General features: G+C 62.4%; 18 protein-coding genes and 1 pseudogene. 14 read left to right on the top strand and 5 right to left on the bottom strand.

Features of this window, described 5'->3' with window-relative positions:
* The 6 genes from ACT53T_RS18875 to atzF are packed head-to-tail and all read left to right on the top strand — an operon-like array spanning position 1 to position 5985.
* A complete protein-coding gene (locus ACT53T_RS18875; protein ID WP_476162409.1) occupies positions 1-927 on the top strand; it encodes an ABC transporter permease in 927 nt (308 codons plus the stop codon).
* A 15-nt stretch (positions 928-942) separates the two neighbouring features.
* Entirely contained in the window at positions 943-1641 is a 699-nt protein-coding gene (gene biuH, locus ACT53T_RS18880; protein ID WP_476162410.1) for a biuret amidohydrolase, read from the top strand.
* A gap of 7 nt (positions 1642-1648) precedes the next feature.
* Positions 1649-3184, top strand: a complete 1536-nt coding sequence (locus tag ACT53T_RS18885; RefSeq protein ID WP_476162411.1) for an ABC transporter ATP-binding protein — start codon at positions 1649-1651, stop codon at positions 3182-3184.
* On the top strand, positions 3184-3852 hold the full coding sequence (locus ACT53T_RS18890; RefSeq protein ID WP_476162412.1) for a cysteine hydrolase family protein: 669 nt from the start codon (positions 3184-3186) through the stop codon (positions 3850-3852). The genes ACT53T_RS18885 and ACT53T_RS18890 overlap by 1 nt, the downstream gene beginning before the upstream one ends.
* The gene (locus ACT53T_RS18895; protein ID WP_476162413.1) at positions 3845-4198 is read left to right on the top strand and encodes a cupin domain-containing protein; all 354 of its coding nucleotides are present in this window, start codon (positions 3845-3847) and stop codon (positions 4196-4198) included. The genes ACT53T_RS18890 and ACT53T_RS18895 overlap by 8 nt, the downstream gene beginning before the upstream one ends.
* Entirely contained in the window at positions 4195-5985 is a 1791-nt protein-coding gene (atzF, locus tag ACT53T_RS18900) for an allophanate hydrolase (RefSeq protein WP_476162414.1), read from the top strand. The genes ACT53T_RS18895 and atzF overlap by 4 nt, the downstream gene beginning before the upstream one ends.
* 9 nt (positions 5986-5994) lie before the next feature.
* Here atzF and ACT53T_RS18905 read toward each other — a convergent pair whose 3' ends face one another.
* Positions 5995-6897, bottom strand: coding sequence for a response regulator (locus ACT53T_RS18905; protein ID WP_476162415.1), 903 nt, complete (start codon positions 6895-6897; stop codon positions 5995-5997).
* Positions 6887-10282, bottom strand: coding sequence for a hybrid sensor histidine kinase/response regulator (locus ACT53T_RS18910; protein ID WP_476162416.1), 3396 nt, complete (start codon positions 10280-10282; stop codon positions 6887-6889). The genes ACT53T_RS18905 and ACT53T_RS18910 overlap by 11 nt, the downstream gene beginning before the upstream one ends.
* A 312-nt stretch (positions 10283-10594) precedes the next feature.
* Here ACT53T_RS18910 and urtA point away from each other — a divergent pair, with 312 nt between their 5' ends.
* From urtA to ACT53T_RS18945, 7 genes are all read left to right on the top strand, one after another.
* Complete coding sequence (gene urtA / locus ACT53T_RS18915; protein WP_476162452.1) at positions 10595-11794, top strand: urea ABC transporter substrate-binding protein; 1200 nt, start codon at positions 10595-10597, stop codon at positions 11792-11794.
* A 71-nt stretch (positions 11795-11865) separates the two neighbouring features.
* A complete protein-coding gene (gene urtB / locus ACT53T_RS18920; protein ID WP_476162417.1) occupies positions 11866-12792 on the top strand; it encodes an urea ABC transporter permease subunit UrtB in 927 nt (308 codons plus the stop codon).
* Complete coding sequence (gene urtC, locus ACT53T_RS18925; protein WP_476162418.1) at positions 12789-13937, top strand: urea ABC transporter permease subunit UrtC; 1149 nt, start codon at positions 12789-12791, stop codon at positions 13935-13937. Before urtB ends, urtC begins: the two co-directional genes overlap by 4 nt.
* 5 nt (positions 13938-13942) lie before the next feature.
* On the top strand, positions 13943-14689 hold the full coding sequence (gene urtD / locus ACT53T_RS18930; RefSeq protein WP_476162419.1) for an urea ABC transporter ATP-binding protein UrtD: 747 nt from the start codon (positions 13943-13945) through the stop codon (positions 14687-14689).
* A gap of 8 nt (positions 14690-14697) precedes the next feature.
* Positions 14698-15387, top strand: a complete 690-nt coding sequence (gene urtE, locus ACT53T_RS18935; RefSeq protein ID WP_476162420.1) for an urea ABC transporter ATP-binding subunit UrtE — start codon at positions 14698-14700, stop codon at positions 15385-15387.
* 26 nt (positions 15388-15413) lie between these two features.
* A complete protein-coding gene (fmdA, locus tag ACT53T_RS18940) occupies positions 15414-16643 on the top strand; it encodes a formamidase (RefSeq protein WP_476162421.1) in 1230 nt (409 codons plus the stop codon).
* Positions 16644-16650: 7 nt separating this feature from the next.
* Positions 16651-16965: an FmdB family zinc ribbon protein gene (locus ACT53T_RS18945; protein ID WP_400770470.1), complete on the top strand. Its 315-nt coding sequence runs from the start codon at positions 16651-16653 to the stop codon at positions 16963-16965.
* 164 nt (positions 16966-17129) lie between these two features.
* Here ACT53T_RS18945 and ACT53T_RS18950 read toward each other — a convergent pair.
* A pseudogene (locus ACT53T_RS18950) lies at positions 17130-17533 on the bottom strand (transposase); the annotation flags it as partial.
* A gap of 207 nt (positions 17534-17740) precedes the next feature.
* Here ACT53T_RS18950 and ACT53T_RS18955 point away from each other — a divergent pair.
* Positions 17741-19867, top strand: a complete 2127-nt coding sequence (locus ACT53T_RS18955; protein ID WP_476162422.1) for a DUF6165 family protein — start codon at positions 17741-17743, stop codon at positions 19865-19867.
* A gap of 62 nt (positions 19868-19929) precedes the next feature.
* Here ACT53T_RS18955 and ACT53T_RS18960 read toward each other — a convergent pair whose 3' ends face one another.
* Positions 19930-20433 (bottom strand): hypothetical protein, encoded by a 504-nt coding sequence (locus ACT53T_RS18960; RefSeq protein WP_476162423.1) that lies wholly within the window; start codon positions 20431-20433, stop codon positions 19930-19932.
* Positions 20405-23653 carry an efflux RND transporter permease subunit gene (locus tag ACT53T_RS18965; RefSeq protein WP_476162424.1) on the bottom strand — a complete coding sequence of 1083 codons (3249 nt, stop codon included), beginning with the start codon at positions 23651-23653 and terminating at the stop codon, positions 20405-20407. Before ACT53T_RS18965 ends, ACT53T_RS18960 begins: the two co-directional genes overlap by 29 nt.
* Positions 23654-23662 lie beyond the last annotated feature (9 nt).

Genomic DNA, 23662 nt, shown 5'->3' on the forward strand with positions numbered 1-23662 from the left:
ATGCAGACGACCGACATTGGATATTGGAGCGTGCCGCTCGCCATCGTCGGCGGCGCGATCCGCGTCTCGACGCCCTTCATCTTCGTCTCGCTCGGCGAGACGATCACCGAGCGCGCCGGGCGCGTCAACATAGGTCTCGAAGGCATTCTGATCTTCGGCGCCATGTCGGCCTACGCGACAGCCGTGCTGTCGAATTCGCCCTGGCTCGGCGTCGCGGCCGCCGGCGTCTCGGGAATCGCCGCGGGCCTGCTGCATGGCTGGATCTGCAAGTTTCCGCGCGTGAACGACATAGCGATCGGCATTGCGCTCATGCTGCTCGGCACGGGGCTCGCCTTCTTCTTCGGCAAAGCGTTCATCCAACCTTCGGCGCCGCGCTTGTCAGCCATTTCCTTGGGCTTTTGGTCCGACATTCCGCAGCTGCGCACGGCGCTCGACGTGAACGCGCTGTTCGTCGTCGGCGCGGCGCTCGCCGTTTTCCTGCAATGGGCTTTCCGCAACACGCGCGCCGGCCTCATTCTCAGAATCGTCGGCGACAGCTCGGACGCCGCGCGCGCCATGGGAATCGACCCCGATCGGGTGCGCCTGCTCGCGACAGCGGCGGGCGGCGGCCTCGCGGCGATCGGCGGCGCCTATCTCTCGCTCTATTACCCCGGCAGCTGGAACGAGAGCATCTCGTCCGGCCAAGGCTTGATGGCCGTGGCGCTCGTCGTCTTCTCGCGTTGGAATCCGCTCGGCTGCTTCGCGGCGGCCCTGCTGTTCGGCGGCGCCGGGGCGCTCGGCCCGGCGTTGCAGTCGGTCGGCGTGACCCATGGCTATTATCTGTTCTACGCCGCGCCTTACGCGCTGACGCTCGCGATCATGATCGCGACCTCTTCTCCCGGACGAGCGCTCGCCGGAGCGCCGTGCGAATTGTCGATCACGAGATGAACAGGAGACGACGCCATGAACGAGCGCGCCGCCGCGGAACGATATATCGCCGCCGACCCTTATCCCTGGCCCTATAATGGCGCGCTGCGTCCCGACAATACGACGCTCATCGTCATCGACATGCAGATCGATTTCTGCGGCAAGGGCGGCTATGTCGATGCGATGGGCTATGATCTCTCGCTCGTGCGCGCTCCGATCGAGCCCATAAAATCCGTGCTCGGCGCCATGCGCGCCAAGGGCTATCATATCATCCATACGCGCGAAGGGCATCGCCGCGACCTCGCCGATCTGCCGGCCAACAAGCGGTGGCGCTCGCGCCGGATCGGCGCCGGCATCGGCGATCCCGGCCCGTGCGGGCGCATTCTCGTGCGTGGCGAGCCGGGCTGGGAAATCATCGAGGATCTGGCGCCGCTGGACGGCGAGCCGATCATCGACAAGCCGGGCAAAGGCTCCTTCTGCGCGACCGATCTAGAATTGATCTTGAAGCAGCGCGGCTTAGAAAACATCATCCTGACCGGCATCACCACCGATGTCTGCGTCCACACGACCATGCGCGAAGCCAATGACCGCGGCTTCGAATGTCTGCTCCTCGAAGACTGCTGCGGCGCCACCGACTATGGCAATCATCGCGCCGCGGTCGAGATGATCAAGATGCAAGGCGGCGTTTTCGGCGCGGTGGCGACTTCCGCCGCGCTTCTCGCCGCGCTTCCGTGAGGCTCGCATGGGGGGCTCGGCGACAGGACGCGCAATCGAGGTCGAAGCGCTCGGCATGACGATGCGCTTCGGCGGCTTTCTCGCCCTCGACGACGTGTCCATGCGCGTCGCCGCGGGCTCCTTCCATGCTCTGCTCGGCGAGAATGGCGCGGGCAAGTCGACGCTCGTCAAATGCATGCTGGGCTACCAGAAGCCGAGCGACGGGCAGATGCTCGTCGACGGACGCGAGGCGAAGATCCTCGGCCCGCGCGACGCCGCGACGCTCGGGCTCGGCATGGTCTATCAGCATTTCACCTTGGCGCCGTCGCTGACCGGGGCGGAGAATCTCGTGATCGCGCGCGCCGATGGACCTTTCGTGATCGATTGGCGAAAGGAGCGCGCCGCGCTCGCGCAATTCATGGAGAGCATGCCCTTCCGCGTCCCGCTCGACCGGCCGGTGGGCGCGCTTTCCACGGGAGAGCGGCAAAAGCTCGAAATCGCCAAGCAGCTCTATCTCGGACGGCGCTTCCTCGTCCTCGACGAGCCGACCTCCGCGCTGACGCCCGACGAGGCGGAAGAAGTTCTCGGCCATGTGCGCGCGCTGACGCGCGGCGGCGGGCTCACCGCGCTGATGATCTCGCACAAGTTCCGCGAAGTCTTCGCCTTCGCCGACGACGTCACCGTGCTGCGCAAAGGCAGGCGCGCCGGCGGCGGCGCGATAAGCGCCCTCCACCGTTCCGCGCTCGCGGCGATGATGATCGGCGAGCAAAAGATCGCGACGCTCGACGCCCGCGCCGCCGTCGCCGAAACGGCGGAGCCCGTGCTGGAAATCAGAACGCTTCGGGCGCCGGGCGGCGCCGCCGGGCGGAACTCGATCGAGATCGACGATCTCGTGCTTCACGCCGGCGAAATCGTCGGCGTCGCCGGAATCGCCGGCAATGGGCAAAGGGAGCTGCTCGACGTCCTCGCAGGCCAGCGCGCGCCGGAAGCCGGCAAGATCAGGGTCAAAGGCGCGCGCTATGGCGCGACGCGCGCCGAAATGAAGGAGCTCAATGTGCGCTTCATTCCCGAGGAGCCGCTGCGTAACGCCTGCGCGCCGCTGATGAGCGTCGCCGAAAATCTGGCGTTCCGAACTTTCGATCTCGATCGCGACGGCGGGCCGCAACGCTGGCTCGACGGCCGGGCGATCCGTCGCGACGCGGAACGGCTCGTCGATCGCTTCGAGGTCAAGGCCGCCTCCATCGATGCGCCGATCGCGACGCTCTCCGGCGGCAACGTCCAACGCGCCGTCCTCGCGCGCGAGCTGACCGGCGACGTCGATCTGCTCATCGTCGCCAATCCTTGCTTCGGCCTCGACTTCGCGGCGGTGGCGGAAATTCGCGCCCGCATCATGCAAGCCCGCAACGCCGGCGCCGCCGTATTGCTGGTTTCCGAAGATCTCGACGAGCTTCTTGAGCTTTCGGACCGCATTCTCGTCATGTCCGAGGGCGCGATCGTCTACGAGACGCCGATCGCGGCCGCCGACGCGCATGAGATCGGCCGACATATGGCGGGGAGAGGCTGATGACGAAAATCGCGGCGGAGCCGTTCGCCTTCGAGCTCGAGCCGAGCGCGCTCGCGCTGGTCATCATCGATATGCAACGCGACTTCATCGAGCCCGGCGGCTTCGGCGAGAGCCTCGGCAACGACGTCTCACGGCTTCGCGCCATTGTGCCGACCGTGCTGCGCTTGCTGCTGAGCTTTCGCGCGCGCGGCCTTCCCGTCATCCATACGATGGAGTGCCATCGCCCCGATCTGTCGGACTGCCCTCCCGCCAAGCGCGACCGCGGCGCTCCGCGCCTGCGCATCGGCGATCCGGGTCCGATGGGCCGCGTGCTGATCTCCGGCGAGCCCGGCGCCGCCATATTGCCAGAGCTCGCCCCTCTCCCCGGCGAGATCGTGATCGAAAAGCCGGGCAAGGGCGCCTTTTACGCGACGCCGCTGCAAGAGGAGCTGACGCGGATCGGCGCTCGGCAGCTCGTCTTCGCCGGCGTCACCACGGAAGTCTGCGTGCAGACCACGATGCGCGAGGCCAATGACCGCGGCTATGAATGCCTCCTCGCCGAAGATGCGACCGCGAGCTATTTTCCACAATTCGAGACCGCGACGCTGGAGATGATCCGCGCCCAGGGCGCAATCATCGGATGGACAGCGACGACAGAGCAAATTCTCGCGGGGTTGCGCGATGGCTGATCGATGCTACGCCGATCTCCTCGCCGGCGGCTGGCGAGCGCTCGCCTTCTCGCCTTTTCGTGATGGCGTCGACATTTGTTGGCTCGAACGCGGCGAGACGCCGAACGACCCTTCGCTCGCCGTGCTCCGCTACGCGCCGGGCGCGAGCGTCCCCAGACATAGGCATTCGGGCCTCGAGACCATCGTCGTTCTCGACGGCGCGCAAAGCGACGAGACCGGCGAGCTGCGCGCCGGCGCCGTGGCGCTGAACATCCCCGGCAGCGCGCATTCGGTCTGGTCGAAGGACGGCTGCGTCGTGCTGATCCAATGGACGAAGCCTGTCGAGATTCTCGACTCGGAGCAATGATGCTGCAATTCGACATCGAAAGCCTTCTCGACGCTTATGCGCGCGGCCTCTCGCCTCTCGCCGTCGTCGAGACCGTCTATGACCGGCTCGAGGCGGCGGCCGATCCGGGCATTTTCATTCATCTCGCGCCGAAGGAGGCGCTGCTGCGCGAGGCGGCCGCGCTCGGCGCCTTCGACCCCGCCGTCCCGCTGTGGGGCGTTCCTTTCGCCGTCAAGGACAATATCGACGTCGCCGGAATGCCGACGACCGCCGCCTGCCCGGCCTTTTCTCATGTCCCGCAGGTAGACGCGACCGTCGTCGCGCTGTTGAAGCGCGCGGGAGCGCTCTGCATCGGCAAGACGAACATGGATCAGTTCGCGACGGGCCTCGTCGGCGTCCGAACGCCCTATCCCGTTCCGCGCAATGCGATCGATCCGAGGCTCGCGCCGGGCGGCTCGTCTTCGGGCTCGGCCGTCGTCGTCGCGCGAGGCATTGTCGCCTTCGCCCTCGGAACGGATACTGCGGGCTCGGGGCGCATACCTGCGGGATTGAACAATATCGTCGGCTTGAAGCCGACCCTGGGCGCGCTGTCGACCTCGGGAGTCACGCCGGCCTGCCGGTCACTCGATTGCGTCTCGATCTTCGCTCTCACCGTCGAGGACGCCTATCGCGTTTTCGAGATCACGGCGACGCATGACGTCAGCGATCCGTTTTCCAAGAGAGTCCCGAAAGCCCCGCTCTGCGCGCGGCCGCCCAGGCTGCGCGTCGGCGTCCCAGCGGAGCTCCGCTTCTTCGGCGACGCGCTGATGGAAGCGGGCTATGAAGCCGCGCTCGGGCGGCTCGTTCAGCTCGGATGCCAGATCGTCGCTCTGCCTTTCGAAGATTTCCACGCCGTCGCCGATCTGCTCTATCGAGGCGCCTTCGTCGCCGAGCGCTACGCCGCGATCCGCGAGTTCATCGAGACCAATGAGGCGGCGCTGCATCCCGTCACCCGCGCCATCATCTGCGGCGCGACACGATTGTCGGCGGTCGACGCTTTCGAGAGCGTCTATGCGCTGCGGGCGCTGCAGGCGCGCATCGAGCCGCTGCTGGCGTCGGTCGATCTCCTCTGCGTCCCCACGGCGCCGACCCATTACACGCTCGCGGAAATCGCGGCGGAGCCGATCGACGCCAACACGCGGCTCGGAACCTATACGAATTTCGTGAATTTGCTCGATCTCTGCGGCGTCGCCGTTCCCGTCGGCGCGCTCGCCGACGGCCGACCGGCGAGCGTCACCTTATTGGCGCCGGCCAATCGCGATGCGCTCGTCGCGTCGCTCGCGCGCGATTTGCACGCAGACAATGGGCTCGGCGCGACCGGCTGGCGAAGGCGGCCGCGCGCCGCGCCGCCGCCCGACGATGGCGAGCGCATCGAGATCGTCGTCGTCGGCGCGCATCTCTCCGGCATGCCGCTCAATGGCGAATTGACGACGCTCGGCGCGAGATTCTCACGCGCGGCGCGCACCGCGCCCGGCTATCGGCTCTATGCGCTGGCGGGGCAGACCCCGCCGAAGCCGGGTCTCATCCGAGACGAGACGGGCTCGGGCGCAGTGGAGATCGAGGTCTGGACGCTGGACGTCGCCGCGTTCGGCCGATTTGTCGCATCCGTTCCGCCGCCGCTCTGCATCGGAACGGTTCGTCTCGCGGACGGATCTGCGCCGAAGGGATTTCTCGTCGAGCCGGCCGCTCTGAACGGCGCGGCCGACATCACGGTCCATGGCGGATGGCGAGCCTATTGCCTCGCGCTCGCGGAGCCGCGCTCCACATGATGACGCTTCTCAAAGGCGTTCGATAATCTGAATCGCCATGCGAACGGCCGCCGTTCTGTTCTCGACGCCCATTTTTTTGTAGATTTGCTCGAGGTGCTTGTCGACGGTTCTCGGGCTCAGTCCCAAAATCGCGGCGATATCCGCATTCGATTTTCCACGCGACAGCCAGAGCAATACTTCGGATTCGCGCGGCGTGACCGACAGAGCGCGCGACAGCGCGCTTTCCGCGCCGCTCTCATCGGCTTCCGTCACGCAGAACAGCAGCTCGTCCCCGCTGACGAGGCCGAGATAGAGAATGCGGATTCTGACCCCGGCCCGGGTGGTGATGATCGCCTCCTTCTGCACATTCGTGCGCTGATCGGGCATTAGCGCGCGCAATTGCGCGGCTCGACGAGAGGCCGTGACGTCTTCGTCTTCTATGTCGAGATCGAGCAGCGAGCGCGCTTTCGGCGTGCTCCAAATGACCGAGCCGCGCCGGTCGGTCGCCAAAAGATGACGGCCGGAGGCGTCGAGCGCCGACCTGGCGCGCAGAGCCATCCGGGACGTCGCCATATGCGCGCTCAGCCGCACCAGCAATTGCTCGACGACGATCGGCTTGGTCACATAATCGACGCCGCCGACCGTAAAGCCTTGCACGACGTGATCCGTATCGCTGAGCCCGGTCATGAAGATGACGGGCACGCCGGCGAGACGGTCGTCCCGCTTGAGTCGGCGGCAGACTTCGAATCCATCCAGCCCCGGCATCACGGCGTCGAGCAGAATAATGTCGGGCGTCAAGCGCTCCAAAATCGCGAGAGCCGAATCGCCGCTTCGTGCGACCAGCGCCGTCGCGCCGCGATCCTCTATCGCGGTCGAAAGGAAGGCGAGCGCGCCGGAATCGTCGTCGACGATGAGGATCACACTAGACTTCATCTTTCGCTTCCATCTGATCTCGCTGATCGGAGCGGATCTGCGACCTCCGCGCGACGGTCACGAGCTCGTCGAATTTCATCTCGATCGCCAGCCGGCTCAGCGTCTCGACGAACGAGTCTTCCTCTGGAAACTCGGCTCGATATTTCTTCAGCAGCGCCGTCACTCCGCGCGCATGGCCGATCTCGGCGAGCGCGACGAGATCATCGACCGGCAGCCGCCCTCTCGCCCCGGAGCCGCGGCCTTCCGCGCCGGATATCGGCGCGCCGAACCGCCAGACGAGATCGCAAGTCGCGGCGATGAGATCGAGCAGATCGCCGAGCTTGAACGGCTTCACGAGATAGCCTTCGCATGCGCATCGATCGATGTCGACATCGAGCTCCTTCTCGGCGTCCGCCGAAAGCATGACGATCGCGACATCCCGACCTTTGCGACGCCTCACCGTCTGCGCGACCTCCCAGCCGGACGGCCCGGGCATGTTGATGTCGAGCAATACGAGCTGCGGAGCGACGCGCTCGACCAGCTCGAGACAGGCCGTTCCATCCCGTGCGGCAAAAACGACGAAGCCGAGCGGGGCGAGCAGACGCGTGACCAGTTCCCGATGACTCGCCTCGTCATCCGCGACGACCACGGTGACGCGCGCGCCGTCATAGCCGCTGATCTGCGAATAATCCGGCCGTGATGGAACGATCGGCGGCGCCGATTGCGGAAGATAGAATTTGACCGAGAACAGGCTGCCATGGCCGACGCTGCTGCGCAAAGAGATGTCGCCGCCGAGCACCTCCGTCATGAGCTTGGTGATGGTGAGGCCGAGTCCGGTTCCCGGCGCCCATTTACGTCCAACGGATTCGAGTCTCTCGAACGGACGAAATATTCGCTGGTGCTGATCCGCTGGAATTCCGGGACCGGTGTCCTCGACCTCGAAGGTCGCCATGTCGCGATCATAGACGATCGTGAATCGCACTTCGCCGACCTCGGTGAATTTCACGGCGTTCGACAGGAGATTGAGCAGGATCTGCCGAAGCCGCTTCTCGTCGATCCGCACCCATTTCGGCAATGAGCCGCGAACCTCATAGCGAAACGCCACGCCCTTGGCCTCCGCCTGCAGCCGAAACATGTCGACGACCTGCCGCAGCACGGCCGGCAGACGCACATGATCGCGATGCACCTCCATGCGGCCGGCCTCGATCTTGGCGATGTCGAGCAGCCCGTCCACCAGACCCGCCAGATGCTCCGCCGAACGACGAATCGTGCGCAGAGCGTTCGGATCGGAGGGAGCCGAATGCGGCCGTCGCTCGAGCAGCTGAACATAGCCGAGAATGGAATTGAGCGGCGTGCGGAACTCGTGGCTCAAGCCGACCACATAGCGGCTCTTGGCGATATTGGCGGCCTCCGCCGCCTCCTTCGCCTTCTGCAATGCGCGATCCGTGTTCTTGTGCGCCTCTATCTCCTGCATCAGCAGCGTCGTCTGACGCTGCGTTTCCTCTTGCGCCACCAGCCGGCTCTCCTGCGCCAGCACGAAAAACCAGGAGATGATTCCCGAGATCAAGCTCAAGATCACGAACGCCTTGAGCAGAGGCGGACCGATGAGCGCGGGCGCGATGCGCGCGTCCAGAACCGCCTGCCAATAGACGAGCCAAAGCGCGCCGCCCAGCAGGCAAATGATGAGGGCGAAAATCACGAGGTAACGCCCGACATTCGAGCCGAGCATCATCGCCGCACGCTCGGACAGCACGCGCGAAAGAGAGCGTCGCAGCTGGTCCGCGAGCCGCGTGTCCGGCTTGCAGGCGTCGCCGCAGCGGGCGTCGAGCGTGCAGCATAGCGAGCAGATCGGGCCGGCATAGGCCGGACAGCTCGCCATGTCCTGTGGCTCGAACTCATGCTCGCAGATGCAGCATTTTTGCGCTTCGGCCGAGGCCGGCGTCCGCTCACGCCGGGCGATGTAGAATCGGCCTTTCGTCGCATAGGCGATAAGAGGCGCGGCGATCAGCGCCGCGGCGAGAGCGAGATAGCAGGACATGGCCCGCGCCGTTTCGCCCAGCGCCCCGGCATGCGCGGCGATCGACAAAACGCCGGCGAAAAGCGTCGCGCCACAGCCGACCGGATTGATCTCATAGAGATAGGCGCGCTTGAACTCTATTCCCTTCGGGCTGAGGCCGAGAGGCTTGTTGATCGCGAGATCGGCGAAGAGCGCGCCGATCCATGCGACCGCCACATGCGAGTAGAAGCCGAGAATGCCCTCGAGCGCACGATAGACGCCGAGCTCGATCAAAACGACCGCAATGACGATGTTGAACACGAGCCACACGACGCGGCCGGGATGGCTGTGCGTCAGCCGCGAGAAGAAGTTCGACCAGGCGATCGATCCCGCATAGGCGTTGGTCACATTGATCTTCAGCTGCGAGACGATGACGAAAGTGGTGGCGAGTCCGAGGCCGATCGTCTCGTCTCGCACCACATAGCCGAAGGCGACGACATACATTTGCGTCGGATCGCCGGCGCTCTGCGGCGGGACGCCGTGCTTGAAGGCGAGATAGGCCAGAAACGATCCCGCCAGCATTTTGGCCGCGCCGACGATGATCCAGCCGGGGCCGGCGGCGATGAGCGACGCCCACCACCTCGCTTTTCCGACCGTCGCGGTCCCGGGCAGGAAGCGCAGAAAATCCACCTGCTCGCCGATTTGAGCGGCGAGCGCGAAGACGACGCCGGACGCGGCTCCGAACAAAGTGAGATCGAGCTTCCCGTCGAGCGGTCCGATGCGGCCGGTGAACTTCGTCCAGGCGGATAGCGTCGCGTGATCCTGCAGCGCGATCGCCGCGAAGGGCGCGACATGGAGCGCGATCCAAAGGGGCTGCGTCCACATTTGGAATCGGCTGATCGATGTGAATCCATGCGTCACGATCGGCAGCACGGCGAATGCGCAGATGAAATAGCCGAGAGCGTCCGGCACGCCGAATCCCGCCTCCAGCGCCTTGGCCATGATCGCCGCCTCGATGGCGAAGAAGATGAAGGTGAAGCTCGCATAGATGATCGAGGTGATGGTCGATCCGAGATAGCCGAAGCCTGCGCCGCGGGTCAGAAGATCGATGTCCGCGCCATAGCGCGCGGCATAATAGGCGATCGGCATGCAGGTGATGAAGATGATCGTGCTGACGACGACGATCGCCGCCGCGGCGTTGGTGAATCCGCAGGTCAGCGTGATCGCGGCGCCGATCGCCTCGAGAGCCAGGAAGGACACTGACGCGATGGCGGTGTTGGCGACGCGAAACGGCGACCATCGGCGCGCCCGTTCGGCTGTGAAGCGCAGAGCGTAGTCCTCGAGGGTCTGATCCGCGACCCATTTGTTGTATTCGCGTCGAACCCGAACGATCCGCTGCTGTGCCGTCATCTCCGATCGCCTCTGCGCCCCAGCCTCACCGGGCGCTGACGAAGCTACGCCTCGCCACGGCGAATCCGTCGCCCGTATTTCATTCGCGACGCCCATTTCCGCGGCGCCGACGCTGAGCCCGCGCCCCTCGCCATTCGACCCGATCAAGAGGATAGCGGCGCGATATGCGTAGGCGAATACGCGAATCGACGTATGGCCGCGCGGCCCGGCGGAAGGCCAGTCTTTGCCTCAGGACGGGCTCGTCCCGACAGTGTGAGGGGAGACTAAATGACCACCAAATCCGGCGACGCGCGCAATCTATCCCGCCGTCAAATGCTTTCCGCGCTCGCGGCGACACCGGCGCTCGGCTTCATCGGACGGCCGGCTCTGGCGGCCTCCGCCGCCAACACCACTGGGCTGGCGGTGACGGATAGCGAGGTCACTGTCGGAATATTGCATTCCGTCACGGGAACCATGGCGATCAGCGAGACCGGCTCGGTCGAGGCGGAAAAGCTGGCGATCGAGCAGATCAACGCGATGGGCGGCGTGCTCGGCCGCAAAATCAAATTCGTGCAGGAGGACGGCGCCAGCGACTGGCCGACCTTCGCCGAAAAGGCCAAGAAGCTTTTGGTCAACGACAAATGCGCGGCCGTGTTCGGCTGCTGGACCTCCGCCTCCCGGAAGGCGGTCCTGCCGGTGTTCGAGCAGTACAATGGCATGCTCTATTACCCGACCTTCTATGAGGGGCTCGAGCAGTCGAAGAACGTCATCTACACGGGTCAGGAGGCGACGCAGCAGATCATCGCCGGCTTGAACTGGGTGACCAAGCAGAAGGGCGCCAAGAGCTTCTATTTGCTCGGATCCGATTACATCTGGCCGCGCACCTCCAACAAGATCGCCCGCAAGCATATCGAGAACGTGCTGAAAACCAAGGTCGTCGGCGAGGAATATTTCCCGCTCGGGCACACGCAGTTCAATTCGGTGATCAACAAGATCAAGCTGACCAAGCCCGATGTGATCTACGCCATCATCGTCGGCGGCTCCAATGTCGCCTTCTACAAGCAGCTCAAGGCCGCCGGCATCGATCTGTCGAAGCAGACCTTGCTCACGATCTCCGTCACCGAAGACGAGATCGACGGCATCGGCGGCGAGAATATCGCCGGCGCCTACGCCTGCATGAAATATTTTCAGTCCTTGGACAACGCCAACAACAAGGGCTTCGTCTCCGCCTTTCAGAAGAAATGGGGCGACAAAACCGTGATCGGCGACGTCACCCAGGCCGCCTATCTCGGTCCCTGGCTATGGAAGCTCACAGTGGAGAAAGCCGGCTCGTTCGATATCGACAAGGTCGCCGCCGCTTCGCCCGGCGTCGAATTCAAAGGCGCGCCGGAAGGCTATGTGCGCATTCACGAGAACCATCATCTCTGGTCGAAGACGCGCGTAGGGCGCGCGCGCGCCGATGGACAATATGAAGTGATCTACGAAACCGCCGAGCTCGTTCAGCCGGATCCGTTCCCGAAAGGCTATCAATGAACGGGCGGCGGACCGGACGTCCGGTCCGCCGTGTCCGCCGCTCACTTTCCTCACGACATATGGAGGCTCGGATGCTCGGCGACTATTCGCTCGGCGATCTCGGCTCGATTTTCGTCATGCAGGGATTCGCCGGACTTATCCTGTTTTCGGTGTTCCTGCTCATGGCGCTCGGCCTCGCGATCATCTTCGGTCAGATGGGCGTGATCAACATGGCGCATGGCGAGTTCATGATCCTCGGCGCCTATATGACCTATCTCACCTCCAAGCTGTTCGAGACGTATCTTCCGGCGCTGTTTCCAGGCTATTTCTTCGTTGCGATGATCGTCGCCTTTCTCGCTGCGGCGCTGCTCGGCGCCGTCGTCGAATGGGCGCTGATCAGTCGGCTCTACAAGCGCCCTCTCGATACGATGCTCGCGACCTGGGGCCTCAGCCTCATTCTCCAGCAGCTCTATCGCTCCATCTTCGGCGCGCGCGAGGTCGGCGTGGAGCTGCCGCCCTGGATGCTGGGGTCGTGGCAGATGACGTCCACGATCGAGGTGCCGATCAACGGCATGTTCGTGATGGCGCTGACAGCGGTGATCACCGCCGGAGTCGCTCTGCTGATCTACAAGTCTCGCCTCGGTCGCCAAGTGCGCGCGGTCGTTCAGAACAGAGTAATGGCCGGCGCTGTCGGAATCGACACGCAGAAAGTGGACCGCGCGACCTTCGCGCTCGGGTGCGGAATCGCGGGAATAGCTGGGTCGGCCTTCACCATGGTCGGATCGACGGGGCCGACCGCCGGTCAGCTCTACATCGTCGACTCCTTCCTCGTCGTCGTCTTCGGCGGAGCGCAGAGCCTCATCGGCACCATCGCATCCGCCTTCACGATCTCGCAGTCGCGATCGACGCTCGAATTCTTCACATCCGGCTCCATGGCGCAGGTCGCGACGCTGATCGGCGTCGTCGTCATTCTGATGCTGCGTCCGCAGGGCCTGTTCGCAACCAAGGTGCGGCGATGAAACTCCGTGGAGACAATGCGCTTTTCCGCCGGTCCGAGCTCTTGGGCCTCCTCGTTTTCGCGACGCTGATCCTTGTCGTGCTGCCGGCCGCTCTCGACATCTTCCGGCTCAATCTCGTCGGAAAATATCTCACCTACGCCTTCGTGACGATCGGCCTCGTCGTGTGCTGGGGCTATGCGGGAATTCTGAGCCTCGGCCAGGGCATTTTCTTCGGTCTCGGCGGCTATTGCATGGCCATGTTCCTGAAGCTCGAAGCGTCGAGCGTCGAGAACACGAAAATCCAATCGACGCCGGGCATTCCCGACTTCATGGACTGGAATCAGCTCACTGCGCTGCCGTGGTTCTGGAAGCCGTTCGAGAACCTCGGCGTCACGCTCGCCGCGGTGGTGCTGGTTCCGACGCTATTCGCCTTCATCATCGGCGCGGCAATGTTCAAACGCCGCGTCGGCGGCGTCTACTTCGCGATCATCACTCAGGCGGTGGCGCTGATCCTCACCATATTGATCGTCGGCCAGCAGGGCTACACCGGCGGCATCAACGGCATCACCGATCTGCGCACGCTGAAAGGCTGGGACATCCGCTCGGATGGAGCGAAGCTCACGCTCTATTATGTGGAATGCGGGCTGCTGCTCGCCGCCATCGTCGCAACGCAGCTCGTCACGCGATCGAAGCTCGGCCGCATTCTCGTCGCCATGCGCGACAAGGAGGACCGCGTGCGCTTTTCCGGCTACTCGGTCTCGAGCTTCAAAATATTCGCCTTCTGCTTCGCGGCGGCGCTCGCCGCGCTCGGCGGCGCCATGTTCACATTGCAGGTCGGGTTCATGTCGCCGTCCTTCGTCGGCATTGTCCCGTCGATCGAAATGGTGATCTACACGGCGGTCGGCGGACGCTCATCGATCCTCGGCTCCGTATGTGGGGCGCTGCTGGTCAATTTTGCCAAGACGCGCCTGTCCGAAAGCTTTCCCGAGCTTTGGCTGTTCGGACTGGGAGCGCTGTTCATCATCGTGGTGCTGTCGTTCCCGGAGGGGCTCGCGGGCGTCTATCGCAGCTCCGCGCCGCGCCTCGCGAGAAGCTTGGTCGCAAAGCTGCGGGCTCTCTGGCGCACGCCGATGACGCGCTCTCTCGATCATGAACTCGCGGAGTGACGCCATTGTCGACACATCAGGATTTCCTTCTCTCGGTCGAAGCATTGTCGGTATCCTTCGATGGCTTCAAGGCTGTGGACGACGTGTCGCTCTATGTCGAGCCGAACGAAATTCGCGTCATCATCGGCCCGAACGGAGCCGGCAAGACGACGGTGCTCGATCTCATCTGCGGCAAGACGCGCGCCACCTCCGGGTCGATTCGCTTTCGCGACAAGGAGCTGACTCGCATGAGCGAGAACGGCATCGTGGAGGCGGGGGTCGGACGCAAATTCCAGAACCCGTCCATTTATGACGATCTCACCGTGTTCGAAAATCTGGAGATTTCCTATCCGCGCGGCCGCTCCGTGCTCGGCGCGCTGCTGTTTCGTCGTGATCGGGCGGTTCGCGAGCGCATAGAGGAGATCGCCGAGACGATCTTTCTCGCCGATCAATTGGCCGAGCGCGCTGAATATCTCAGCCATGGGCAGAAGCAGTGGCTGGAGATCGGCATGCTGCTGATTCAGGACCCCGAGCTCTTGATGCTCGACGAGCCGGTGGCAGGAATGAGCGTCTCCGAACGGCGCAAGACGGCGGAGCTCTTGAACAAGATCATCGTCGGCCGATCGGTGCTCGTCATCGAGCACGATATGAAATTCGTCGAGGAAATCGCACATCGCGTCACCGTTCTGCACCAGGGAAAGGTGCTGTCGGAAGGCTCGATGGAGCATGTGAAGACGGACCCGAAGGTCGTCGAAGTCTATCTCGGACATTGAGGAGCGCCATGCTGGCCATCGAAGGATTGCGGGTCGCCTATGGTGAGAGCGAGGTCATTCACGGCCTCGAGGCGGAGGTCGCGCCGAATGAGATCGTCGCGATCATGGGACGCAACGGCATGGGCAAGACGACGCTCATGAAGGCGCTGATGGGCATTGCGCGTACGACCGCCGGCGCCGTGCGAATCTCCGATCGCGACATCACTGCGCTGAAGAGTCACCAGCGCGTCGCCGCCGGCCTCGCCTATGTGCCGCAGGGCCGGATGATTTTTCCGGCGATGACGGTCGAAGAGAACATCGAGACCGGATTGACCGTCACGGGCGAGCGCGAGGTTCCCAAAGACATATATGAGCTGTTTCCCGTGCTGCTCGATATGAGACGTCGCAAGGCCGGCAATCTTTCCGGCGGCCAGCAGCAGCAGCTCGCAATCGCGCGCGCGCTCGCCTCACGACCCAAAGTGCTGCTGCTCGACGAGCCGACGGAAGGCATACAGCCTTCGATCATTCGCGAGATGGCGCGAATGCTGAAGAAGATCCGCGACACCCGCGGATTGTCGATCGTCGTCTCCGAGCAGGTCCTGTCCTTCGCGCTCGACATCGCTGATCGCGTTCTGGTGCTCGAGAACGGCGAGATCGTCCATTCCGAGAGCCGGGCGACGATCGACGAGGCGAAGGTGGCGAATTTTCTGTCGGTCTGACCGGCTAACCACGAAGGGAGAGAACAATGGCCGAAACATTGATCAAGGTCGATCTGACCCAATCCGCATTCGAAAACGATATGGTGCACAATCGCTGGCACCCGGACATTCCGATTGTCGCCTGGGTGAAGCCGGGTGACGACTTCATCATCGAGACCTATGACTGGACCGGCGGCTTCATCAAGAACAATGACGACGCCTCGGACGTGCGCGACATCGATCTATCGATCGTGCATTTCCTGTCGGGACCGATCGGCGTCAAAGGCGCGGAGCCCGGCGATCTCCTCGTCGTCGATCTCCTCGACATCGGCGCGAAGCCGGAGAGCCAATGGGGCTTCAACGGATTCTTCTCCAAGCAGAATGGCGGCGGCTTTCTGACGGATCAGTTTCCGCTCGCGCAGAAATCCATATGGGATTTCGAGGGGATGTTCACCAAATCGCGTCATGTGCCGGGCGTGCGCTATGCGGGCCTCATCCATCCGGGGCTGATCGGCTGCCTGCCCGACCCCAAGCTGCTCGAGACATGGAACACGCGTGAGGAAGCGCTGATCGCGACAAATCCGACGCGCGTTCCGGGGCTCGCCAATCCGCCTTTCGCGCCGACCGCGCATCTCGGCCGGCTCGAAGGCGAGGCCAAGGCGAAGGCCGCGGCGACGGCGGCGCGCACCGTGCCGCCGCGCGAGCACGGCGGCAATTGCGACATCAAGGATCTGTCACGCGGCTCGAAAATCTACTTTCCCGTCTATGTGCCCGGCGGCGGATTGTCGATGGGTGATCTGCACTTCAGCCAGGGCGACGGAGAGATCACTTTCTGCGGCGCTATCGAAATGGCCGGCTGGCTGCATTTGAAGGTCGACGTCATCAAGGACGGAATGTCGAAATACGGAATCAAAAATCCGATCTTCAAGCCGAGCCCGATCACTCCCAACTACAATGATTATCTGATCTTCGAGGGCATTTCTGTCGACGAGCACGGCGGCCAGCACTATCTCGACGTGACGGTCGCCTATCGCCAGGCCTGCCTGAACGCGATCGAGTATTTGAAGAAGTTCGGCTATTCGGGCGCGCAAGCCTATTCGATCCTGGGCACGGCTCCGGTACAGGGGCATGTCTCGGGCGTCGTCGACGTGCCGAACGCCTGCGCGACCCTATGGCTGCCGACACAAATCTTCGAGTTCGATATCTCGCCGTCGCCGGCGGGTCCGATCAAATATCTCGACGGCTCGGTCCAGATGCCGATCGTTCCCGACAAATGAGGCCGCCATGCCGATCTATGAATATCTCTGCGACGCCTGTGGACCGTTCACGACGATGCGCCCGATGGCGGATTATCTCGAGCCTTGCGACTGTCCCGATTGCGGCGCCACGGCGCCGCGAGTCGTGTTGACCGCGCCGCGCACGTCGCTGATGAGCTCGGCGAGTCGCGGCGCGTTCGAGGCGAATGAGCGAAGCCGTCATGCGCCGCGGCGGTCATCGTCGCACGGCGCCGGCTGCGCCTGTTGCGGCGGGGCGTCGAAAACATCTAGGGAGGGGGCCAAGTCTTTCCCCTCTGCGAGGCCCTGGATGATCAGCCATTAATCACAAGGCTTCTTCATAAACGAGCTGGCGCGGTCGCATGGCGAAGCCACGGCGACAACGCCGGCTTTTGCGTTCACGCTTCATCGAGAGGGGATCATGCGCTTTGTATCCTGAATTCTGCGGCGCGCTCGAGCGTGAGGCCAGCGAAGGCGAGGACGTGAAAGCCTGCATCTGGCCGCCCAAGCGAAAGTTCGTTCGAACACCCGGCGCTCGGGCAGGAAAACCAAGCCTTTCTTCGCGTCCGAAAGTTTGACGACGCACAGCGCTCTCGCGGCGTCGGCGGCTCTGTCCCCCATGTATGCCGATCGACATAGTTCAGCTCGACGCTCTCGCCTATCGCCTGCTGTACAACCTCGGCGCGGTTGTCCACATTCGCCGGCGTGACATGCAGCGCCTGCAGATGGCCCAGAGTGTCGACCGCCTTATGGAGTTTCGATCCGCGTTTGCGCTCGGCGCCGTCGTAGCCTGCGCGCGGACCGCTCTCGGTCGTCGAGCGCAAAGTGCAGCTGTCGACGATCGCCGCCGTCGACTCCTCTTTGCGCCCAGCCGCCAGTCGCAACGCCACCCGTTTGCGAAGCGGAGCCATCCGATGCTATTAGCGCAATCGATCGCTAAAGTACATAACACTCTCTAGCCGGCGGCAGAATAGGATTGATCTTGGCGGGTGCGATCCATCTGATTTGGCGCGGATCCGCCTCTACAACAAATTCGTTCAGTAAATCAGCGATTCGAGCTACACAGTCAGCAAGGCGGGTCGGGCTTTGGAGCCATCGAGATGTCGGATTACATACAGAATACGCCGTCGACTCAGATCTCGGAGCGTCTGTTCAGAGCCTTCGGCTTTCATCAAAGAGGTCTTCTATCTCATGCAGAGAAAATATACCTTTTGATTCTTGCCGAAGATCCGATGCAGGTCACAGCATTGCATCTGCTCGGCGTCATCATGATCCAAACAGATCGTCTGGAACGCGGCATGGAGCTGATTGAAAAGGCGTTGTCGATCACGCCCGACGACCCCGATGTGCTCTACATCCATGGCAATGCGCTCCAGATGCTGAAGCGGTTCGACGAGGCGTTGGCGTCCTACGACAAGGCCATCGCCATTTCGCCCGACTACGTCGACGCGCACTTCAATCGCGCCAACACACTCCAAATACTGGGGCGGCTCGACGACGCGGTGATGTCCTACGAGAGAGCGTTGTCGATAAAATTCGACCATATCGACGCGATCATCAATTACGGCAACGCTCTCCAGGAGCTCGGTCGGCTCGGCGAGGCATTGGCGGCCTATGACAAAGCGTTGTCTATAAATCCAGGCAATGCTGTCGCCCTCATCAATCGCGGCCGCGCGCTCCAAGAGCTGCACCGGTTCGCCGAAGCGTTGGCGTCCTACGACCATGCGCTGTCGATCAAGCCCGACTTCACGGAGGCTCATTATAATCGCGGTAACGCGCTCCTAGAGCTCAGACGCATCGACGAAGCGTCGGCTTCCTACGACAAGGCGCTGTCGATTCGGCCCAACAATGCCGACGCCCTCTACAATCGCGGATTGCTCGCGCTGCTCCGAGGCGACTTTGTCGCAGGATGGTCTGGGTATGAAAGCCGATGGAATCGCAAAGGAGCGCCACGGAGAAGCCTGTCGATTTCGTGTCCGATATGGCGTGGCGAGGATCTCGCTGGCAAGCGAATCGTCGTGTACGATGAGCAGGGCCTAGGAGATGTAATTCAATTTTGTAGATACCTCCTGCATCTCGCTGCGTCTGGAGCGGAGGTAACCTTCGTTGTGCGCTGCAGCCTGCTGCGTTTGATGAGCCACTCTATCCCCGGCGCCAGGATCTTGCTGAGCTTTCCTGAAGGCGAGGCCTTCGACTATCAATGCGCTTTGTTGAGCCTTCCACGCGCCTTTGAAAGCCGTCTAGAGCTTCCGCCTGGGGAGACTCCTTATCTGCGCGCGGAGCCGGACCGCTTATGGAAATGGAAAGCGAGACTTGGAGACCAAGGCTTTAAGATCGGGATCGCTTGGCAGGGAAGCAAGGCGGGGAAGATCGACATCGGCCGATCATTTGCGATCTCGGAGTTTCTGCCAATATCACGGTTGCCGAACGTACGGCTCATTTCATTGCAAAAGAACGAGGGCGTCCAACAGCTACGCGAATTGCCCGAAGGAATGAGTGTCGAGACGCTCGGTGAAGACTATGACACAGGCGACGATGCGTTTGTGGATACGATGGCGGTCATGGAAAGCTTGGACCTTGTCATCAGCTGCGACACATCGATCGCGCATCTCGCAGGCGCATTGGCGCGGCCAGTGTGGCTGGCGATCAAACACGTTCCCGACTGGCGCTGGATGTTGGACCGAACAGTCAGTCCCTGGTATCCGACGATGCGTCTCTTTCGCCAACGGACACGGGACGACTGGAGTAGCGTCTTCTCTGATATTGCAAGCGCATTGCGTGAGCTGATGGACGAAGAGCGTCAGCGAACAAAGAGGCGCGAACTCACGACGCCGAGAGCGCCAATTTCGTGGGGCGAGCTCATCGACAAAATTACGATTCTCGAAATCAAGAGCAACGAGATATTTGAGCCCGCGGCCCGCGCCAACGTGCTGAAGGAACTTCGCCTGTTGCTAGAAGTCGTAGATATGCATGGGGGATACGACGAAATTTCGAATTTCAAGGACGACCTGAAAACGGTCAATAGCGCATTGTGGAAGATCGAGGACGCGATCCGTGAAAAAGAGCGGAGACAGGAATTCGACGCGGAGTTCATCGAACTCGCTCGATCGATCTACAAGCTCAACGACGAGCGCGCGCTTCTCAAACGACGAATCAATGATGTTCTCAAGTCGGAAATCGTCGAGGAGAAAAGATTCGTCGGAAGCATTGCAACGATGTCAGATTGAACATGTGCGTCCGTCACGAGCCTCTTCGTGGCGACCGATCGAATATAAAGCCGCCTTTCTCGTCAAAATTTCAAATTCACTCCCGCCCCGACGTGCTTATCGGGGCCACCGCCGCCCCAATTGTCCTCGTTCCCGTAAACGCCGCGTCTCGCCGAATTGATCATGGGAATGCTGCCGTAGCCATGTTGCGACGGATTGTTGCTCGCGCCCCATTTGACGCCGACTTCGACATCCTCGGCGACCGGCGCCGCATGATTCGAATATTTGCGCGCTACCGTCGGTCCGGTGGAAGAGGGCGTCGGAAGCGTGTGCTCATCCGGCGCATCGAAGCAGACGGGATCGTTCTTCCAAAGGGCGCGCGGGCAAGGGCGCTCGCCCAGCGCCGATTTCTCGCGACCTCGCCTCGCGTTTGTGGGCTCTTTTTGCTTTCTACGCGCGTGGATATCGGAGCTTGCAGCGGGAGGTCCGTCGTCAGCCAGAGACCCGCCGGTAAAGAGGCAGGCAATCATCACGGAGACAGCTGCCGAATTTCGACTTCTATGCATCGAGACGCGTTTCTTCAGCATGTCGAGGCTCTTTCGCCGGACGATAGGTTCGCAAGAACTTTTGACGAAGCGCCGGCGCGACGACGAGCAGCATGATCGGGCCGAGCAGCATGCCGCCGACGACGACCGTCGCCAATGGTCGCTGCACTTGTGAGCCGATGCCGTTAGAAACGGCCGCGGGAACGAGCCCGACGCCCGCGGACAATGCTGTCATCAGCAGCGGCCTCATGCGTTGTTCCGCGCCATGGAATATCGCCTCGCTGAATTCCATGCCCTGGATCGTGAGCTCGCGGAAATAGGTGATGTTCAATATCCCGTCCATCACGGCGACTCCGAACAGGGAAATGAATCCGATCGCCGCCGAGACGCTGAAGTTCTCGCCGGAGATATAGAGGGCGATCACGCCACCGACGATAGCGAAGGGAATGCCCGCGAGCGCCAGCAGGCTGTCCCGCAGCGAATTGAACAGGCTGTAGAGCAGCGAGAAGATGAGCAGGAAGGACAGAGGCACGACGACGGCGAGGCGCGTCTTGGCCTGTTGCAGATTTCCGAATTCACCGGCCCAGAGAATTTGATAGCCTGGCGGAAGCGTGACCGCTTTCGTGACCTTCGCCTGCGCCTCCGCGACGGTCGAGGCGAGATCGCGGCCACGGATGTTGAATTTCAGCGGCACATAGCGGCGGCTGCGTTCGCGATAGATGAAGGATGCTCCCGTTTCGAGCGAGATGGTCGCGAGCTCGCGCAAAGGAATATAGGCGTTGATCGTGTTGCCCGGAGGCGTATAGCCGACCTTGATGTCTCCGATCGCAGCGAGCGTCGTCCGATATTGCGGCGCGAGGCGCACAACAACCGCAAACTGTCGATCGCCCTCGAGCACGGTAGTCGCGTTCGTTCCGCCCATCGCAGCCTGGACGATCGTATTGACGTCGCCAGAGTTGAGTCCGTAGCGCGCGGCGCGTTGACGGTCGACTTTGATATTGAGATTGGGCTGCCCGAGCGTGTGGAGAAGCTCGAGATCCTCGACGCCTGCGACGGTTCGGATCTGCTCGCGCACCTGGTCGGCCAGCTTTTCGAGGGTCGTGAGATCCGCGCCGACGACTTTCACCGAATTGGCGCCCTTCACGCCTGACAGAGCTTCGTCGACATTGTCCTGAATATACTGCGAAAAGCCGAAGACGACGCCCGGCAGCTCTTCTTCGAACTCCTTCTGGAGCTCGGCCGTGAGCTTGTCCTTCGTGAAACCGCGCGGCCATTCGTCGAACGGTTTCAACGGCGCGAAAATCTGCACGTCCGAGAATGCCGAGGCGTCGCTGCCATTGTCGGGACGCCCATGTTGCGTCACGACGGTGATGATCTCGGGATGTCGTAGGAGAATCTCGCGCATCTTGCGGGTCGATTCGACGCCCGCGTCGAGCGACATGGTGGATGGAAGCGAGGCGCGAATCCAGTAATTGCCTTCTTCGAGAGCGGGGAGGAATTCGCTGCCGAGGCGCGTCACAAGAAGCGCACCGATCGCGAGGAACAAAAGACCCGCGCCGATCGCGAGTCGTACATTGCCGAGCGCCCAGCGCAGCATGGGCGTATAGGCGGCGCGCAATCGCCGAACGATCGCCGTCTCCGTCTCGGCGACGCGTGCGGGAAGGACGATCGACGCGAGTACGGGAGTCACGGTGAAGGTCGCGAGCAGCGCGCCCGCCAGCGCGTAGGCGTATGTCCGCGCCATCGGTCCGAAGATCTGACCTTCGACGCCGGTCATGGTGAACAAGGGCAGAAAGGCCGTGACGGTGATCGCCGCCGTGAAAAACACCGCCTTGTCGACCTGTAGCGCGCTGACGAAGATGAGCCGTAGCCGATTGGTCCAGCGCCGCACGCTGCCGTGGCTGCCGGTCGGCGCGGTGGGATCGGGGCCCCAAAAGCCTTCCGTGAGATGTTGCAGGAGACGATTTCGCGCCGGTCGATCCGCTTGAAAGTTACGGAAGATGTTCTCGACGAGGATGACGGCGGAATCGACGATGATTCCGAAATCGACCGCGCCGAGCGACAGGAGATTGGCGTCCTCCCCCTGCGCCACGAGCAGGATTATCGCGAAGAACAAAGCGAAGGGAATATTGACGCCGACGATTATCGCGCTGCGCAGATCGCCGAGAAAAATCCACTGGATGAAGAAGACGAGCAGGCAGCCGAACACGAGATTATGAAGCACGGTATGCGTGGTGACGGCGACGAGCGAGCCGCGATCGTAGAAAGGAACGAGCTTCACGCCGGGCGGAAGAGATCCGTCCGTATTGATCTTTTCGACCTCGGCCTCGACCTTCGGCAAAATCTCGTTGGTATGCTGTGTGCGGCCCATAACGACGATCGCCGCCGCGACATCGTCCTCGTGGTCGCGTCCGAGTATGCCGAGACGCGGAACATGCCCGACAGTGACTTTCGCGACATTCTTGATCTGAACCGGCACGCCGTTCGATTGCGTGAGAACGACATTCTCGATGTCCTCCGTCCGGTAGCCTTTCGTCAGATCGTCATTGCCGCCATCATCGATGAGACCGACGCCGCGAATATTCACGGACTGCTGGCCGAGTTCGATCTCACGTCCGCCGACATTGACATTGGCGTTGCCGAGAGCTGCGATGACCTGCGGAATGGTGACATTGTAGGCCTCGAGCTTGCCGAGATCGATCTCGACGCTGAACTGTTTCGTCGTCCCGCCCCAGGAATTGATTTGGACGACGCCGGGTATGGTGAGCAGCCGCCGCGTGGCGATCCAGTCTTGAACGGTTCGAAGATCGGTCAGGCTGAAATGCGACGGCCCGACGATCTGATAGCGAAAGATTTCGCCGACGAGACTCGACTGCTGAATGATGGGAGAGACATTGTTCGGCAGTGATGCGCCTTGCTGCAGGGCGATCGCCGCCTGCGCATAGGCGAAATGAAAATCAGTCCCATATTCGAAAGTGACTCGCACGAAGCTCAGGCCGTAGAAGGAGGTCGAGCGGATGTTCGTCACGCGCGGGGTCGGGTAGAGCGCGATCTCCATCGGAATCGTATAATATTTTTCCATCTCCTCGGCGGAGAGCCCTGGCGCCTGGGCGGTGATTTCCAGAATGACGGGCGCAGGATTGGGGTAAGCCTCTATATTGAGCCGCGTGAAGGCTGTCACTCCGGCGATGATAAACACGCCGACCGCGAGAACGATGACCGCGCGCCGCGTCAGCCCGAATTCGAGAATGGATTTCAGCACAGATTCGAC

It is taken from the genome of Methylosinus sp. DMC45 (genome assembly GCF_056313885.1).

What these genes read in the sequence shown, in the direction of transcription:
- ACT53T_RS18875 (WP_476162409.1), top strand. Translation starts at nt 1, where the DNA reads ATGCAGACGACCGACATTGGATATTGGAGCGTGCCGCTCGCCATCGTC.
- ACT53T_RS18905 (WP_476162415.1), bottom strand. Translation starts at nt 6,897, where the DNA reads ATGAAGTCTAGTGTGATCCTCATCGTCGACGACGATTCCGGCGCGCTC.
- ACT53T_RS18885 (WP_476162411.1), top strand. Translation starts at nt 1,649, where the DNA reads ATGGGGGGCTCGGCGACAGGACGCGCAATCGAGGTCGAAGCGCTCGGC.
- urtC (WP_476162418.1), top strand. Translation starts at nt 12,789, where the DNA reads ATGAAACTCCGTGGAGACAATGCGCTTTTCCGCCGGTCCGAGCTCTTG.
- ACT53T_RS18890 (WP_476162412.1), top strand. Translation starts at nt 3,184, where the DNA reads ATGACGAAAATCGCGGCGGAGCCGTTCGCCTTCGAGCTCGAGCCGAGC.
- ACT53T_RS18960 (WP_476162423.1), bottom strand. Translation starts at nt 20,433, where the DNA reads ATGCTGAAGAAACGCGTCTCGATGCATAGAAGTCGAAATTCGGCAGCT.
- atzF (WP_476162414.1), top strand. Translation starts at nt 4,195, where the DNA reads ATGATGCTGCAATTCGACATCGAAAGCCTTCTCGACGCTTATGCGCGC.
- ACT53T_RS18910 (WP_476162416.1), bottom strand. Translation starts at nt 10,282, where the DNA reads ATGACGGCACAGCAGCGGATCGTTCGGGTTCGACGCGAATACAACAAA.
- ACT53T_RS18895 (WP_476162413.1), top strand. Translation starts at nt 3,845, where the DNA reads ATGGCTGATCGATGCTACGCCGATCTCCTCGCCGGCGGCTGGCGAGCG.
- ACT53T_RS18945 (WP_400770470.1), top strand. Translation starts at nt 16,651, where the DNA reads ATGCCGATCTATGAATATCTCTGCGACGCCTGTGGACCGTTCACGACG.
- biuH (WP_476162410.1), top strand. Translation starts at nt 943, where the DNA reads ATGAACGAGCGCGCCGCCGCGGAACGATATATCGCCGCCGACCCTTAT.
- fmdA (WP_476162421.1), top strand. Translation starts at nt 15,414, where the DNA reads ATGGCCGAAACATTGATCAAGGTCGATCTGACCCAATCCGCATTCGAA.
- urtE (WP_476162420.1), top strand. Translation starts at nt 14,698, where the DNA reads ATGCTGGCCATCGAAGGATTGCGGGTCGCCTATGGTGAGAGCGAGGTC.
- urtA (WP_476162452.1), top strand. Translation starts at nt 10,595, where the DNA reads ATGCTTTCCGCGCTCGCGGCGACACCGGCGCTCGGCTTCATCGGACGG.
- urtB (WP_476162417.1), top strand. Translation starts at nt 11,866, where the DNA reads ATGCTCGGCGACTATTCGCTCGGCGATCTCGGCTCGATTTTCGTCATG.
- ACT53T_RS18955 (WP_476162422.1), top strand. Translation starts at nt 17,741, where the DNA reads ATGTCGGATTACATACAGAATACGCCGTCGACTCAGATCTCGGAGCGT.